The sequence below is a fragment of the Rhodopseudomonas pseudopalustris genome (genome assembly GCF_900110435.1).
Taxonomy (GTDB): domain Bacteria; phylum Pseudomonadota; class Alphaproteobacteria; order Rhizobiales; family Xanthobacteraceae; genus Rhodopseudomonas; species Rhodopseudomonas pseudopalustris.
The window spans coordinates 182616-197482 of the sequence record NZ_FODT01000005.1 but is presented as its reverse complement, the minus strand read 5'-3'; the positions used below and the strand labels follow the sequence as shown (position 1 = coordinate 197482).

General features: G+C 63.6%; 10 protein-coding genes. 4 read left to right on the top strand and 6 right to left on the bottom strand.

The features are described 5' to 3' along the window. Window positions 1-118 precede the first annotated feature (118 nt). Window positions 119-1573 (bottom strand): beta strand repeat-containing protein, encoded by a 1455-nt coding sequence (locus tag BMY71_RS11950; RefSeq protein ID WP_092683946.1) that lies wholly within the window; start codon window positions 1571-1573, stop codon window positions 119-121. 359 nt (window positions 1574-1932) lie between these two features. On the opposite strand from BMY71_RS11950, the gene BMY71_RS11945 reads away from it, so the two are divergent. After that, the gene (locus BMY71_RS11945) at window positions 1933-2592 is read left to right on the top strand and encodes a hypothetical protein (RefSeq protein WP_092684201.1); all 660 of its coding nucleotides are present in this window, start codon (window positions 1933-1935) and stop codon (window positions 2590-2592) included. A gap of 103 nt (window positions 2593-2695) precedes the next feature. Here BMY71_RS11945 and BMY71_RS11940 read toward each other — a convergent pair whose 3' ends face one another. From BMY71_RS11940 to wecB, 3 genes are read right to left on the bottom strand one after another with little or no spacing between them, the layout of a single operon-like run. Continuing rightward, entirely contained in the window at window positions 2696-5272 is a 2577-nt protein-coding gene (locus tag BMY71_RS11940) for a tetratricopeptide repeat protein (RefSeq protein WP_139202632.1), read from the bottom strand. Window positions 5273-5285: 13 nt separating this feature from the next. Further along, window positions 5286-6779: a glycosyl transferase family protein gene (locus BMY71_RS11935; RefSeq protein ID WP_092683942.1), complete on the bottom strand. Its 1494-nt coding sequence runs from the start codon at window positions 6777-6779 to the stop codon at window positions 5286-5288. Window positions 6780-6796: 17 nt separating this feature from the next. Beyond that, window positions 6797-7900, bottom strand: coding sequence for a non-hydrolyzing UDP-N-acetylglucosamine 2-epimerase (gene wecB / locus BMY71_RS11930; RefSeq protein ID WP_092683940.1), 1104 nt, complete (start codon window positions 7898-7900; stop codon window positions 6797-6799). Between the two features lie 589 nt (window positions 7901-8489). On the opposite strand from wecB, the gene BMY71_RS11920 reads away from it, so the two are divergent. Genes BMY71_RS11920 through BMY71_RS11910 form a run of 3 tightly spaced genes read left to right on the top strand, consistent with a single transcriptional unit; the run spans window position 8490 to window position 13105 of the window. Beyond that, window positions 8490-9509, top strand: coding sequence for a TRAP transporter substrate-binding protein (locus BMY71_RS11920; protein WP_092683938.1), 1020 nt, complete (start codon window positions 8490-8492; stop codon window positions 9507-9509). Between the two features lie 9 nt (window positions 9510-9518). Further along, window positions 9519-11402 (top strand): TRAP transporter large permease, encoded by a 1884-nt coding sequence (locus tag BMY71_RS11915; protein WP_092683936.1) that lies wholly within the window; start codon window positions 9519-9521, stop codon window positions 11400-11402. Window positions 11403-11455: 53 nt separating this feature from the next. Next, window positions 11456-13105 carry an acyl-CoA synthetase gene (locus BMY71_RS11910; RefSeq protein ID WP_092683934.1) on the top strand — a complete coding sequence of 550 codons (1650 nt, stop codon included), beginning with the start codon at window positions 11456-11458 and terminating at the stop codon, window positions 13103-13105. A gap of 142 nt (window positions 13106-13247) precedes the next feature. On the opposite strand, the gene BMY71_RS11905 is transcribed toward BMY71_RS11910, so the two are convergent. After that, window positions 13248-14048, bottom strand: coding sequence for an MBL fold metallo-hydrolase (locus BMY71_RS11905; RefSeq protein ID WP_011503125.1), 801 nt, complete (start codon window positions 14046-14048; stop codon window positions 13248-13250). Between the two features lie 24 nt (window positions 14049-14072). Beyond that, entirely contained in the window at window positions 14073-14864 is a 792-nt protein-coding gene (locus BMY71_RS11900) for a TatD family hydrolase (RefSeq protein WP_092684199.1), read from the bottom strand. Window positions 14865-14867 lie beyond the last annotated feature (3 nt).

Sequence of the window (14867 nt, the reverse complement as noted above, 5' to 3'; positions counted from 1 at the left end):
TCACTCCCGGACAAACTCACACTACGCAGCGCGGACGAGAGGCGATCGCTTACGCGGCCGCCCGCGCCCGGACGAGGGGCGAGGCGCGCACGCCTCACCCCCCGAGCCAGATCAGCGATTAGTGTTGAGTGATCGTGGCGATGTTGCCGCTGCCGTTCTGATTGACGTTGGACAGGTTGGCGTTGTTGGTCTGCGTCACAGTGAGGACGTTGGTGCTGCCGGTCTGAACATAGGTCGACTGGTTGCCGACATTCGACTGATCGATCGTCGCAGTATTGCCCGTGCCGCCGCTCTGCGTGCCGGTGCTGGAGTTCCACGTACCGTTCTGGGTGACCGTTGCTGTCGCGCCACCCGATTGACTGTTGTAGAGATAGTTACCAAAGCCCGTGGAGTTTGCGGTCAATACCGCAGCATCGCTACCCTGATAGTTGTAGGCGACGTTGAAACTACCGCTCTGGTTGATGGTAGCCCGCGCGGTGTCTCCGTACTGACTGCTGTAGATATAATTCCAGCCGCCAAACGAGCTCTGACCGTCCTGGTTGTAAGTCAGACTGTTACCGTTGTGGGATTGGGAGGTATCGACCCTATTACCAGCGCCGCGTTGCGTGCCGTAGAGAGTATTGTTGGTGTCCGACTGATTGTTGGTCACCGAGTTGAAGCTGCCCGTCTGAGTTCCGTTTGCAAGGTTGCGGCTTCCCGACTGATTGTTGTTGTACGAGTTCGCGCTACCGTCTTGGACGATCGGAGTGTCAAGGCCCGCACCGGTAGTGAGACCCGCGAGATTCCAGCTTCCGGTCTGAACCGATGTGAACCTGTTGGCGTTGCCCTTCTGGTTCACGTCGAGACCAAGATTCCCTCCGGTTTGGCTGGCGTTGATCGAGTTGAAACTTCCACGGCCTTGAGCGAGGGCCATATAGTTCCAGTTGTTCGAGGTCATCGTTTGCGAGACGTCGATGGTGTTGTTGCTTCCGCCCCCGGCGGACTCCAGCGCAATAATATCCGACGTAACCGTGGTCGCTTGGCGAACGAAGAGCTGGCCATTGTTTCCGCTCTGGAACGCCGTGGTGCGGTTACGCGAGCCACCCTGCCCGATATCGAAGCTATTTCCGTTCCCGTTCTGGCCGAGGTCGACCTTGCTCCGGTTGGACGTAGTGTCCTGCAAGATTACGTTAGTGCTCTGTGAATTGGTCCAGACCGAGCCGAAGGGAACGTTGCCATTGTTGGTGCCGACCTGCTGCAGCTCAACGTCGCTGTTGTTGCCTTGCTGAGTGATGGCGGCGGAGTTGGTCGAGCCGGACTGGAAGCCCTTCTTGTCCTTGCCAACCGAGTTGCCGTTGCCGGTCTGGGTGATGGCGAGCTTATTGTCGCCAGTACCACCACTTTGTCCATTCCCTTGATCGAAGCCCGTGTTGTTGTTGTAGGCGCCGACCGAGTTGTCGTCGCCGGTCTGGGTGATCGTGGCGTCCTGGCTCGAGTCGTACTGATTCAGATACACCGTGTTCGAATCGGCCATCGCCGCAGTGGCGGAAAACGCCAGAACGCTGGCGGAGACGAGAAGAAGGTTACGCTTCATTGAAAACACTCCCTGTTGAAAGCATCACGCCTGTGTCCGGGGCGATTGAATTGGCGCTTCGGAACGATGGCTTTTTAAACTGTTTTTAAAGGTTAAACAATGGTTAAAGTGTGCCATTATGAATCTCGGGGTAGGCGTTTTTTCTCCCGAATCTATGCAATTTTATACATGTCAGCGTATATATTTAAAATTCCGCGGCTCTGACTGAAAATTAAATCGAGTGTACTGCCTAGTTACAGTAATGGTCACCGCGGTTGACAGTCATATCCGGTTAAAGACGGTTAAAACCAAGATCGGGGTGGCGCGAACCAACTAACCGGCATAGAGAAAACTTCGTATTTGCCCGAGGAGTGTTCGAGATGCGATCTTTGTTCTCCGCAGCTGCGATGGTCGGCTGCATCCTCAGCGTGGTCCCGGCCCTGGCGCAGCAGCCGTCGCCCGAGGTCGCTCCCTCTGCATCGCCGGCCCCCGCAGACAAAGCGCCGTCGGCCGAGGCCGATCAGGCCGCGCGCGAGACGCCGAAATGCAACGAGGCCTGCGTTCGCGCCAGCACCGACAAGGCGTCGGCGATCTGCGCGCGCAAGATCGAGGCGCAAGCCCCGGCTGATTTCGAATGGATCACGCGGCCGTTCACCGGGATCTTCCAGCAGGCCGACCCTTCAACGAGCGGCGACGCGATCGTCACCTATCGCGGCGATTCGATCCGCTTCATGAGCCCGCAAAAGGAATGGGTGCGGGTGTCGTACGAATGCGCGTTCGACGTCGAGAAATCGACGGTCGCCGGCGTCCGCGTTCGCCCCGGCCGGCTCGACAAGCCGATCGCGCTCCAGGCGCCCCCTGCCCCCAACGGCCAGCCGCAACAGCCGACCGCACCGGTCGCGGCGGGGCCGCTCGCCGAGGCGATCTTGAAGGCTGCGAAGCAGAAGTCGGAACCGCCGCCGAAGCCGTTGCGGGAGCGGGTCGGAGAGCCCAGCCCGATCGATATTTCGCAGATCAACCCGCGCCGGGGCAGTTGGTAGTTCGCACGGCAGGCTGACGAAAAGCGCCGACGGCGCGCCGAAAATTGGGCCCCGCCGGTCGCATGCAGCGATCCGGTCGGGCTCTCGATCCGGATCAGGAAGATCAGAAGTAAAGGATGATCTTGCCGCGCCAGCCCTGCTGGCGCTTGGTGTCGCCGACCGCGGTGACGTAGCCGAGCTGGAATTGCAGCAGGCCGTCATAGGAGCGGTACTGGTCGCCGCCGATCCAGATCCGGCCGAGCAGGCTCGGCCCGACGCCGAACGCCCACGGATCGGTCGCGGCGCTGTCATAGGCGGCCATGCCCCACAGCGTGGGACCAATCGCGCTTTTGAGCTTGTCCGATCGCGCGCCGAACATCACGCCGACATTGCCGACGGCATCCTGCAGGTAGCGGTGATCGGCGGTGCGCCAGGTGCCGAGCATGGCGAAGTCCCAATACGGATCGGTCGCCGCACCCTCGAATTTCGCCTGATAGGGATAGGCCGCGCCGCCGAGGCCGAGGCCCCAGTTCAGCGCGAGTTGCGTCCTCACGTCCGGCTCGAATCGCTGCAGCAGCGAAGGCCCGATCGAGAAGTCGATGTCGCGGAACGGCCGCCAGCGGACGCCGATCTGCGCGTTGGTCTCGGCGAAGCCGGTCTGGTCCTGGCCGTGATAACCCGACAGATAGGCCTCGACGCCCTCGATCGCCGGCAGATAGCGGCCGTCGAACCGCACCGTCGCCTCGCCGCCGTAATCGAACGCGCTGCCGCCGGCGCCATAGGGCCGGTTGGTGATGCCCGTCGTCGACAACGTCACGCGAAAACTCTGGTCGGCCCGCACCACATTGTTCTTGATCTGCTCGATCTCTGTCGCGGTCCGCGGCGGGTCTTCCGGCTTCTTCTGCGCGACGCCGTCGAGGCCGTTGCGGAACAGCTTCGACGCCAGCGGCGCGTCGGTCAGGATGAAGGTGCCGGCGGCGTCCAGATAGCCGGACGTGGTCGGCTTGATGTTGATGGCGTTGAGCAGCGCCGGCCCGGCCTCGTTGATGCGCTTCTCGGCCAGCAGCAGATAGCCGAGCTTGTACCAGCCATCGGCGTATTTCGGATGCGCCGCGACGAAGCTGCGATAGATCGCGAGCGCGCCTTCGATGTCGTGGGCGCGCTTGCGCAGTTCGGCGCGGCAATCGGCCTCCCAGAACTGCACATTGAGGATCTGGCCGGGTTCCAGCAGATGCGACGCGAGCGCGCGGCGGAACACCGTGGCGGCCTCGGCGAAGCGGTTCTGCTCGCGATAGATCAGTCCGCGTTGGACCAGGATCCACCCCTTCGGTCCGACCTCGGCCTCGATGGCGGCCAGCCCGCGCAGCGCCTCATCGTAGCGTTTCTGCCGGGCGAGTTGTGCGATCCGCTTCAGCGCCTCGTCTTCCTTGCTGACGGCGGCCGTGCGCTGTCCCGGCGCCGTGGCGGTGTCGATCTCGGCCACCGCCTTCTTGACGTTGTCGACCATCGCGGCGTCGGTCAGCCGGTTGAGCGCCTCTATGAAATCCGCCCGCGCGCCGGCGAGGTCCTGGATACGCCGCTTGTAGTAGCCGCGCTGGGCGTAGATGTCGCCACGGCCGGGGTCGCGGGCGAGGATCGCGTCGAGTTCAGCGATCGCCTCCTTGATCTTGTTCTGGCGCGCCAGCGCCGTGCTCAGCAAGCTGCGTGCGGTCTCGGAATCGGGTTTGCGCGCCAGCAGGCGCTGTGCGCGCTCGATCGCCTCGCCCGGTCGGTCGTCGTTCAGCGCGCGTGTCGCCTCGTTGAGCGTCGCCTGATCCTGCGCATCGTTCGCCTCGGCTTCCGCTGCAGCGTAGCGCCGCCGCTCCTCGTCGCTCAGCGCGGGGTCTTGAGCAGCGATGTGGAAATCCTCGGCTGCGCCCGCCAACGCGCCCTCGCGCCGGCGAATATAGCCGCGCTCCGCGCGGAATTGCGCGCCCGCTCTGCCGCTCGCGATGAAGCGGTCAGCAGCCGCCAGCGCCTCGGCTGTCCGGCCTTGCCGCAGCAGCGACTCGACCAGGATCCGGTTGACAGGCTCGGACTCCGGCAACCGCTCCCGGAGCTTGGCGGCCCTGGCTTCGGCCGCGGCGAAATCATTGCCGTCGAACGCCGATTGCGCGGCTGCGATGTCGCCCGCGACGATTGCGGTATTGGCCTCTGCGATCGCTTCATCCAGCGTCCGACGCTGTGCATCCGTGAGGTTGCCGTTGCCTGCTCGCCGCGCCCGCTCGAAATCTGATACTGCCGCTTCCAGCCGGCCGGCCTTGCGCCGCAGAAAACCGCGCTGGCTCAGCAGCACGCCGCTGGCCTCGGACGCCGGGATCAACCGGTCTGCCTCGGACAACGCCTGAGCTTCGTTGCCGTTCTGGATCAGCGCGTTGAGCAGAATGCTGATCGCGGCCGTGGAGGACGGCTTGATTTCCAGCGCCAGCCGCGCCTCACGAACGGCCTCATCGAACGACTTTCGATCGAGCGCTGCTTGAGCGGCATCGAGATGCTGATTGAGCGGTTGCGACGCTTGCGCCTGAGCCTGCGCGGTCCGCACCTTCGGCTGCGCCTGCACCGCCGGCGGCGCCATCAGAAACACCGCACACGCCAGCCCGATGATCGATGCTAATCGACCGTGATTGAACTCAGCGCGCCCGGCGTCGATCGGTCTCGTCACGTAATGGCATCCGCTATTTGGCGCTGTCGGCTTCCCGCAGCTTCGTTCCGGGCCCCAAATCGAAGGCGTGCAATCCGGTCGGATATTGATGTTCGGTTTTATCCCAAACCAGCCGCGTGCCCAACAAACTATGGGATAAATACAGCCGGCAAGCACGCGCAACGGCAAAAAAGTTGAGGAAATTGCCCAGCGGTAGCCGCGGGATCGACATTAAACCGTGACGCAGTCCATAAATCCGGTTGGTAAAATAAAACCTGTGTAGCAGACGCCAGATCAAAAACGCGAAATTCAACCACAGCAATTGCTGCACCAGCGGTTCTTGCAGAAGGGGGAATCGATTCACCTCATCAGGCAGATACCACCGGAAGTACAAGTTCACCGAAACCAGGCCAAACAGCACCAGATACGCCAGCATGATCAGCGGAGCGGTCAGGATGCTCTTCCGGTCGCGAAGGAGCGCGTACTTGATTCCCGTCGTCCCGCGCCAGCCGAACGACCGCGTCCCCTGGAAAACAATTCCCATCAGCCAACGCGCACGCTGACGCTGGGCCGCCACGAAGCTGTTCGGAAAAAACTCGCGGGTTGCGATCGGCAGCTTTCGACCGACGATCTCGGGGAGATCTGTGCTGCTCGAAATATCGATCGTATAGGATGCAGGCGCGATGACGAAGTTGACCCGCGCCCCGAGCAGGCCGAGCCGCAAGGCGAAATCATAGTCCTCGGTCAGGCTGTCGCTCCTGAACAGGCTGCCGGCATTGTCGGCCATCGTCCGCAGCGCGATATCGCGGCCGAAGAACGCGGCAACTCCGGCGCAGGGCACCAGACCACTGATCATCCGCCGAACCGGAATGTCCTTGAGGTGCGATTCCGCGAACTCGTCCATGTAGACGCCGCCGACCAGTTCACGCAGCGGCCGCTTGAACGAAAACACCGGCAACTGAATGAAGTCGTTGTCATGGGCCATGAAGTTGAACAAGACCAGCTCGTAAGGATGGATCAGGTCCTCGGCGTCGTGCAGCACGAGGCCGGCAAATTTTATCCCCTTGGCCTGCTCGAACGCGAACACGCCGTTAGCGACCACGTTCAGGCAATCCGCCTTGCTGGTCGGCCCGTCGCGCGGCACCACGACCAGATGCACGCGATTCGACTGCGCCTCCGCGCGGCGGACTTCCGTTAGCGTTGCCGCATCGTTCTGATAGGCGCCGACGAACAAATGATAGTTGTCGTATTTCGTCGTCGCCTGGTTGGCCGCCAGCATCGAGAAGATGACCTCATGCTCCTGCCAGGCCGGGATGATCACGGCGATCGGCGCCTGCGGGATCGCCTCCATGGTTGCGAGATCCGCCGTGGCATCGAACGCATTGGGCCGAGTCAGGCGCCGGCCCCAATACAGCAGGTCGACGACGAGATCGTCGATGCTCGACAGCGCGACGAGGACCGCCGTGACGACGAGCATGATCTCGACGACATCGCGGAAGGCGACAATGCTGGTAGTGAGACTTCCCATGGCGCTTGAACGATCGGCTAGAGGATGCTGGGCAGCAGCCCGACAATCCGGCCGGCGGAGTTGCCCTTGCCGTAGGGAAACGCCGGCCGCGCCATTCGCTGATAGGTGGCGCTCGACTGCGCCAGTTCGCTGAGCGCGCCGATCACGCTGGCTCGCCGCGTTCCGACGATGCGCGCCGCGCCCGCCTCGACCATTTCCGGCCGCTCGGTGCTGTCGCGCAGGATCAGCACCGGCTTGCCCAGCGCTGGCGCCTCCTCCTGCAACCCGCCGCTGTCGGTCAGCACCACCCAGCTTTTCTGCATCGATGCGACCAGGTCGCGATACGACAACGCCGGGTTCAGCACCGCTTGCGGATGCGACCCCAGCACATCGAGCGCGACGTCGCGCGCGGTCGGATTGGGGTGCACCGGAAAGAACACCGACACGTCCGGATTGGCATCGAGGAATGACCGCACCGCCGAAAGCGCCTCGCGCATCGGCTGGCCGAAGCTCTCGCGCCGGTGCGTGGTCAGCAGGATGGTCTTGTCGCCCTTCGGAAACTGAGCCGGGATCGGCGGCTTGGCCCGCGCCGTCTGCAGCAGCGCGTCGATCACCGTGTTGCCGGTCACGTGAATCGTATCCCTGCTGACTTTTTCGTTGATCAGGTTCTGGGCGGCTCTTTCGGTCGGTGCGCAGTTAATTGCCGCCGAAATCGCGATCATTCGCCGATGATACTCCTCGGGATATGGTGAATTCAGTTCGCCCGAGCGCAGCCCGGCCTCGACATGAACGAACGGGATCCGCCGATAGAACGCCGCCATGCAAGCGGCCAGCGCGGTCGTGGTGTCGCCCTGCGCGATCACGATCTGCGGCCCAATCCGTTGGAATGTTTGATCAAGTCGCTCGATGATCCGGGCGAGATTGGATCCGAGGTCCAGTGGCGTTTCGTATGGAATGCCCACATCGGACTGAATGCCAAAACCGCAGAGCGTGTTGTCCAACAGGTCGCTCTGCTGACCGGTGGTGACAGTCACCGGTTTTGCCCAAGGTGTCCGCGCTAGCAGCTTGATGATCGGGGCTAATTTGATGGCTTCGGGACGGGTGCCGACGACGCATACGCAACACGCAACAGATGAGGCCATTTGACACTCATTCTACTAAGTAAAATTTCCAGGGTGTTTTATACGATTAAATCGAATGCTGAGTCTGTTTTATTGGGGGATGGGCGGTTATAGTAAATCTGAGTGAGATTTGAGTGACTTAGATCACTCTGAGGTAGCCAGCAGATTTAAACTGACGTGGGTGTATGCAGCCTGCAAATCATGCAGGTCATGGCGACAGCAGTGCTGGTTGCTGTTGGGTGCGGCCGCGCTGAGCGGCCAGCGGCTTCCGACTTCGCCAAATGCTGCGTCCTGCCCGGCGACAGCCATCAACTCGCCACGTCCCGACGCGGACACGCGGTCAGTACGAAAAACCGATAATGCGAATTATTTCAATAAACTGCGTGAATTGCTTCACCTTGCCGTGCAGCCCAAACGGATATCCATCGCCAGGGTCGCCGACCGGGCCTCGACCGCGACACTCCCGCCCTTCCAGCCAGTTGCCGGCCGCGCCTGTGCTTTGACCGCCGCGGGAAATCGCTTGACCCCGCCGGGCCGAAATGATGACCAGAGACCAGTCGACTTGGTGGGTCGGTTCTGACGACAAGACCATCTGGCAGGAGGAATCGGAATGAGCGTTTCACGCAGGACGTTGTTGAAGGCATCGGCGGCAGCGGCTGCGCTGGGTGGTATCGGAATGCCGAGCGTCGCGCGCGCGGCGGAGGCTGAGTTCGTCTACAAATATGCCAATAACCTGCCCGACACCCATCCGCTGAATGTCCGTGCGCGCGAGATGTCGGCGGCGATCAAGGCCGAGACCAACGGCCGGTTCGACCTTCAGATCTTCCCGAACAATCAGCTCGGTTCCGACACCGACATGCTGAGCCAGATCCGCTCCGGCGGCGTCGAGTTCTTCACGCTATCCGGCCTGATCCTGTCGACCCTGGTGCCGGCGGCCTCGATCAACGGCATCGGCTTCGCCTTCCCGGATTACGACACGGTCTGGAAGGCGATGGACGGCGAACTCGGCGGCCATGTCCGTGGCGAGATCACCAAGGCCGGCCTCGTCGTGATGGACAAGATCTGGGACAACGGCTTCCGCCAGACCACCTCCTCGACTCGACCGATCAACGGCCCGGAAGATTTCAAGGGTTTCAAGATCCGGGTGCCGGTTTCGCCGCTATGGACCTCGATGTTCAAGGCGTTCGACGCCTCGCCGGCCTCGATCAATTTCAGCGAAGTGTATTCGGCGCTGCAGACCAAGGTGGTCGAGGGCCAGGAGAATCCGCTGGCGCTGATTTCCACCGCCAAGCTCTATGAAGTGCAGAAGTACTGCTCGCTCACCAACCATATGTGGGACGGCTTCTGGTTCCTGGCGAACCGCCGGTCCTGGGAGCGGCTGCCGGTCGACGTCCGGGAGATCGTCGCCAGGAACATCAACGCCGCCGCGGTCAAGGAGCGCGAGGACACGGCCAAGCTGAATGCCACGGTGCGCGAGGAACTCGCCGGCAAGGGCCTGATCTTCAATCAGCCGACGGTGACGCCGTTCCGCGACAAGCTGCGGTCGGCCGGGTTCTACGCCGAGTGGAAGGGCAAATACGGCGACCAGGCGTGGTCGCTGCTCGAGAAGTCCGTCGGCAAGCTCGCGTAATCCGCGACGATGGCCCACGCCGAACTCCCGCAGCTGGCGGCTGGCGACCCGCTCACGATTCCAACGCGCAAGTCGCTGACGAGCACGTTGGAATCCACGCTCGGTCTGCTGGTCGAGATCCCCGCGGCCATGCTGGTGGTCGCGGAGATCGTCGTGCTGTTTGCCGGCGTGGTGTCGCGCTACGTGTTTCACAGTCCGTTGATCTGGTCGGACGAACTGGCCTCGATCCTGTTCCTGTGGCTGGCGATGTTCGGCGCGGCGGTGGCGTTCCGCCGCGGCGAGCACATGCGGATGACCGCGCTGGTGGCCAGCGCTTCGCCCCGGATGCGTGCGTTTCTCGATCTCGTTGCGATCTGCGCGGCGCTGGCATTCCTGCTGCTGATCGCAGCGCCCGCGGCTGAATATGCCTATGAGGAAAGCTACATCACCACCCCGGCGCTTTCGCTCTCCAACATCTGGCGCGCCGCCGCGCTGCCGGTTGGCACCGCGCTGATGGCGATGTTCGCGCTGCTGCGACTGGTGCGGTTCGGCGATTGGCGGCTGGTGGTGGGCGCCGCCCTCACCGTCGCGGTGCTGATCGGCCTGTTCTGGCTGGCGCAGCCGTTGCTGAAGCCGCTTGGCAACATCAACCTGCTGATCTTCTTCGTCGGCGTCGCCGGCCTGTGCGTGTTCGCCGGCGTGCCGATCGCGTTCGGGTTCGGGCTGTCGATCTACGGCTATCTGGCGCTGACGACGCGGACGCCCCTGATGGTGCTGGTCGGCCGGATGGACGAAGGCATGAGCCACCTGATCCTGCTGTCTGTGCCGCTGTTCGTGTTCCTCGGTCTGCTGATCGAGATGACCGGGATGGCGCGGGCGATGGTGGCGTTTCTCGCCAGCCTGCTCGGTCATGTCCGCGGCGGTCTGCATTATGTGCTGGTCGGCGCGATGTATCTGGTCTCCGGCATTTCCGGCTCCAAGGCCGCCGATATGGCGGCGGTGGCGCCGGTGCTGTTTCCAGAGATGAAGGAACGCGGCGCCAAGCCGGGCGATCTGGTCGCCCTGCTCGCTGCGACCGGCGCCCAAACCGAGACCATTCCGCCGAGCCTGGTGCTCATCACCATCGGCTCGGTGACCGGCGTGTCGATCTCGGCGCTGTTCACCGGTGGCTTGTTGCCTGGTGTGGTGCTGGCGATCACGCTGTCGATGCTGGTGTGGTGGCGCTATCGCGGCGAGGACCTCAGCCACATCAGGCGCGCCTCGGCGAGCCAGATCGGCAGAACCCTGATCATTGCCCTGCCCGCGCTGGCGCTGCCGTTCGTGATCCGCGCCGCCGTTGTCGAAGGTGTCGCCACCGCGACCGAAGTGTCGACGATCGGCATTGTCTACGCCGTGCTCGCCGGGCTTCTGATCTATCGGAAATTCGACTGGCGGCGCTTGATGCCGATGCTGATCGACACCGCGGCGCTGTCCGGCGCGATCCTGCTGATCATCGGCACCGCCACCGCCATGGCCTGGGGGCTGACGCAATCCGGCTTCTCGCGGGCGCTCGCTACCGCGATGACCGGCCTGCCCGGCGGCCCGGCGGCCTTCCTCGCAGTGTCGATCGTCGCCTTCATCATTCTCGGCAGCGTGCTCGAAGGTATTCCGGCGATCGTGCTGTTCGGGCCTCTGTTGTTTCCGATCGCGCGTGCGGTCGGCATCCACGAGGTGCACTACGCCATGGTGGTTATTCTGGCGATGGGCATCGGATTGTTCGCGCCGCCGTTCGGGGTCGGCTATTATGCCGCCTGTGCGATCGGCCGGGTCGATCCGGCCGAGGGCGTGCGTCCGATCTGGGGATACATGCTGGCGTTGCTGGTCGGCTTGATCATCGTCGCAGCGTTCCCATGGATTTCGATCGGATTTTTGTAAGGCGCTGCGGGTGTTTCGGAGCGCCGCCATTGTGAAGTGAGAGGCAGGTCGTCATGAGCTCCCCGCAAGGTCACTACAGCATCGGGCTGGACAAGACGCCGGCGAATTACGTGCCGCTGTCGCCGCTGAGCTTCCTAGAGCGCACCGCCAACGTCTATCCGGACCTGACCAGCGTGGTCTATGAGGGCCGGCACTACACCTGGAAGGAAACCCGCGCGCGCTGCCGCCGCTTCGCCTCCTGGCTCGTGCGCAACGGCATCGGCCCTGGCGATACGGTGGCGGCGATGCTGCCGAACGTGCCGGCGATGGTCGAGGCGCATTTCGCTGTGCCGATGGCCGGCGCCGTGCTGAACGGGCTGAACATCCGGCTCGACGCCCCGGCGATCGCATTCCAGCTCGAGCATGGCGGCGCCAAGATCATCCTGGTCGACCCGGAATTCGCCGCGGTGATCGCCGACGCGCTGAAACAGATGAAGGGTCCGAAGCCGCTGGTGATCGATGTCGACGACAAGATGTTCCCCGGCAGCCACCGCATCGGCGAGCTCGAATACGAATACGCCGTCGCCTCGGGCGATCCGTCGTTCGCAGGCGAGCGGCCGAAGGACGAGTGGGACGCGATCGCGCTCGGCTACACCTCGGGCACCACGGGCAACCCGAAGGGCGTGGTGACCCATCATCGCGGCGCCTATCTCAATGCGGTCAGCAACATCCTTGCGGCCAATCTCGGCGCGCATCCGGTGTATCTGTGGACGCTGCCGATGTTCCACTGCAACGGCTGGTGCTTTCCCTGGACGATGGCCGCGGCGGCGGGCATCAATGTCTGCCTGCGCAAGGTCGATCCCGCCAAGATCTTCGACCTGATCCGGCGCCACGGCGTTACCCACATGGCCGGCGCGCCGATCGTCTACAACGCGCTGATCAATGCACCCGAGGCGCCGAAGGGCGCGGCTGCGCGTCCGGTGGTCGGCCTGATCGCGGGTGCGGCGCCCCCGGTCGCGGTGCTGGCCGGCGGGGAATCGATCGGCATCAAGCTGACCCACGTCTATGGCCTCACCGAAGTCTACGGCCCCGCCTCGGTCTGCGCCGAGCAGCCCGGCTGGGACGATCTCAGCGTCGCTGATCGCGCCCAGCTCAAGCGCCGGCAGGGCGTGCCCTACCCGCTGCAGGAAGCCGTCACCGTGCTCGATCCCGAGACGATGCAGGAAGTGCCGCGCGACGGCGAGACCATCGGCGAGGTGATGTTCCGCGGCAACATCGTGATGAAGGGCTATCTGAAGAACGAGAAGGCGACCAAGGAAGCGCTCGCCGGCGGCTGGTTTCACACCGGCGATCTCGGCGTGCTCGATCCGCACGGCTACGTCATCATCAAGGACCGCTCCAAGGACATCATCATCTCGGGCGGCGAGAACGTCTCATCCGTCGAGGTCGAGGACGTGCTCTACAAGCACCCGGCGATCCTGTTCGCCGCGGTGGTCGCCAAGCCAGACCCGAAATGGGGCGAAGTGCCCTGCGCCTTCGTCGAACTGAAGGAAGGCGCTAGCGCCACCGAGGCCGAGATCATTTCCTATTGCCGCGAACACCTGCCCGGTTTCAAGACGCCGAAGACCATCATGTTTTCGGCCATCCCGAAGACCTCGACCGGCAAGATCCAGAAATTCATGCTGCGCGATCAGGTGAAGTCGGCGAAGGCGATTTCGGACTAACGCCCGCGTCATTCCGGGGTGCGCGGAGCGCGAACCCGGGATCTCGAGGTTGTTGTGTGGGGCAGTCCGGCGGCGCGTGGCGCGTTCCAGATTCCGGGTTCGCGAGCGACGCTCGCGCCCCGGAATGACGGGGCCGGAGCGATCAGCCCGCGACGTCGAGCCGCATCCCGTCGAACCCCGGCACGACGCCCTCCGGTAGCTCCCGTCGCAGCGTTTCGTAGTCCAGATCGGCGTGCATGTTGGTGATCACCGCGCGCTTCGGCTTGAAGCGGTCGATCCACCTCAGCGCGGCTTCGATGTTGAAGTGACTGGCGTGGTGCTTGTAGCGCAGGCCGTCGATGATCCACAGATCGAGGCCTTCGAGCTGCGCAAAGCTGGATTCCGGAATGTCGTGGACGTCGGGCGTATAGGCGGCGGCGTCGATCCGGAAGCCGAGCGCCGGGATGTCGCCGTGCTGCAGCAGGAACGCCGTCAGCGTCAGCTCGCCGCCTGCGCCCGCGATACTGCGGCTCTCGCCGGCCTCGATGCTGCGGGAGTCCAGGATCGGCGGGTAGGAACTGCCGGGCGCTCGCGTGAAGCAATAGGCGAACCGCAGCAGGACGTGGTCCGCGGTCGACTTGTTGAGATAGACCGGGATGCGCTGCTTCATGTGCAGCACCACCGAGCGTAGATCGTCGATGCCGTGGGTCTGGTCGGCGTGCTCGTGGGTCAGGAACACCGCGTCGAGATGATCGACGTCGGCGTCGATCAGTTGCTCGCGCAGATCGGGCGAGGTGTCGATCAGCACCCGTGTGATGCCGTCCGGCGTCACACGCTCGGCCAGCAGCGAACAGCGGCGGCGACGGTTCTTGGGATTGCTCGGATCAGCCGCGCCCCAGCCGAGCGCCGGGCGCGGCACGCCGGCGGAAGAGCCTGAGCCGAGAATGGTGAGCGTCAGCGTCATGCGGTGAAGTTCATCCGGATCTGGTCATGCGGTTGCGGTGGGCGCCGGCACTTTTCCGAACAGGCGAAAGAAATTCTCCGTGGTCTGCCGCGTGATCTCGTCGAGCGTGACGCCGCGGATTTCGGCCAGAACCTTGGCGGTCTCGACGACGTAAGCCGGCTCGTTGCGCTTGCCGCGATATTTGCCGGGCGCCAGATACGGCGCGTCGGTCTCGACCATCACGCGGTCGGCCGGCAGCTCGGCGGCGAGGTCGCGCAGGCTTTGCGATTTCTTGAAGGTGAGAATCCCGGTGAACGAGATCGACAGTCCGAGATCGATCGCCTGCATGGCGAGGTCGCGACCGCCGGTGTAGCAATGCAACACCGCGCGAAACGCGCCCTTCCCCATCTCGTCGGCGAGGATCTTGCCGCAATCGGCGTCGGCCTCGCGGGTGTGAATCACCAGAGGCAAACCTGTGGCGCGTGCGGCGGAAATGTGTTCGCGGAATCCCCGCTCCTGCGCGTCGCGCGCGCCGTGTTCGTAGAAGTAATCGAGCCCCGCCTCGCCGAACGCGACCACCTTCGGATGCTGCGCCAGCGCCACCAGTTCGTCGGCGCTGATGCCGTCTTCCTCGTCGACGTGATGCGGATGGGTGCCGACCGAGCAGTACACGTTCGGAAACCGCTCGGCGATCGCCAGCAGCTCAGGCAGCCGGCGCACCCGCGTCGAGATCGTCACCATCCGTCCGACGCCGGACGCCGCCGCACGCGCGACGATGCCGTCGAGGTCGTCGGCGAAATCCGGAAAGTCGAGATGGCAGTGACTATCGATCAGCATCGC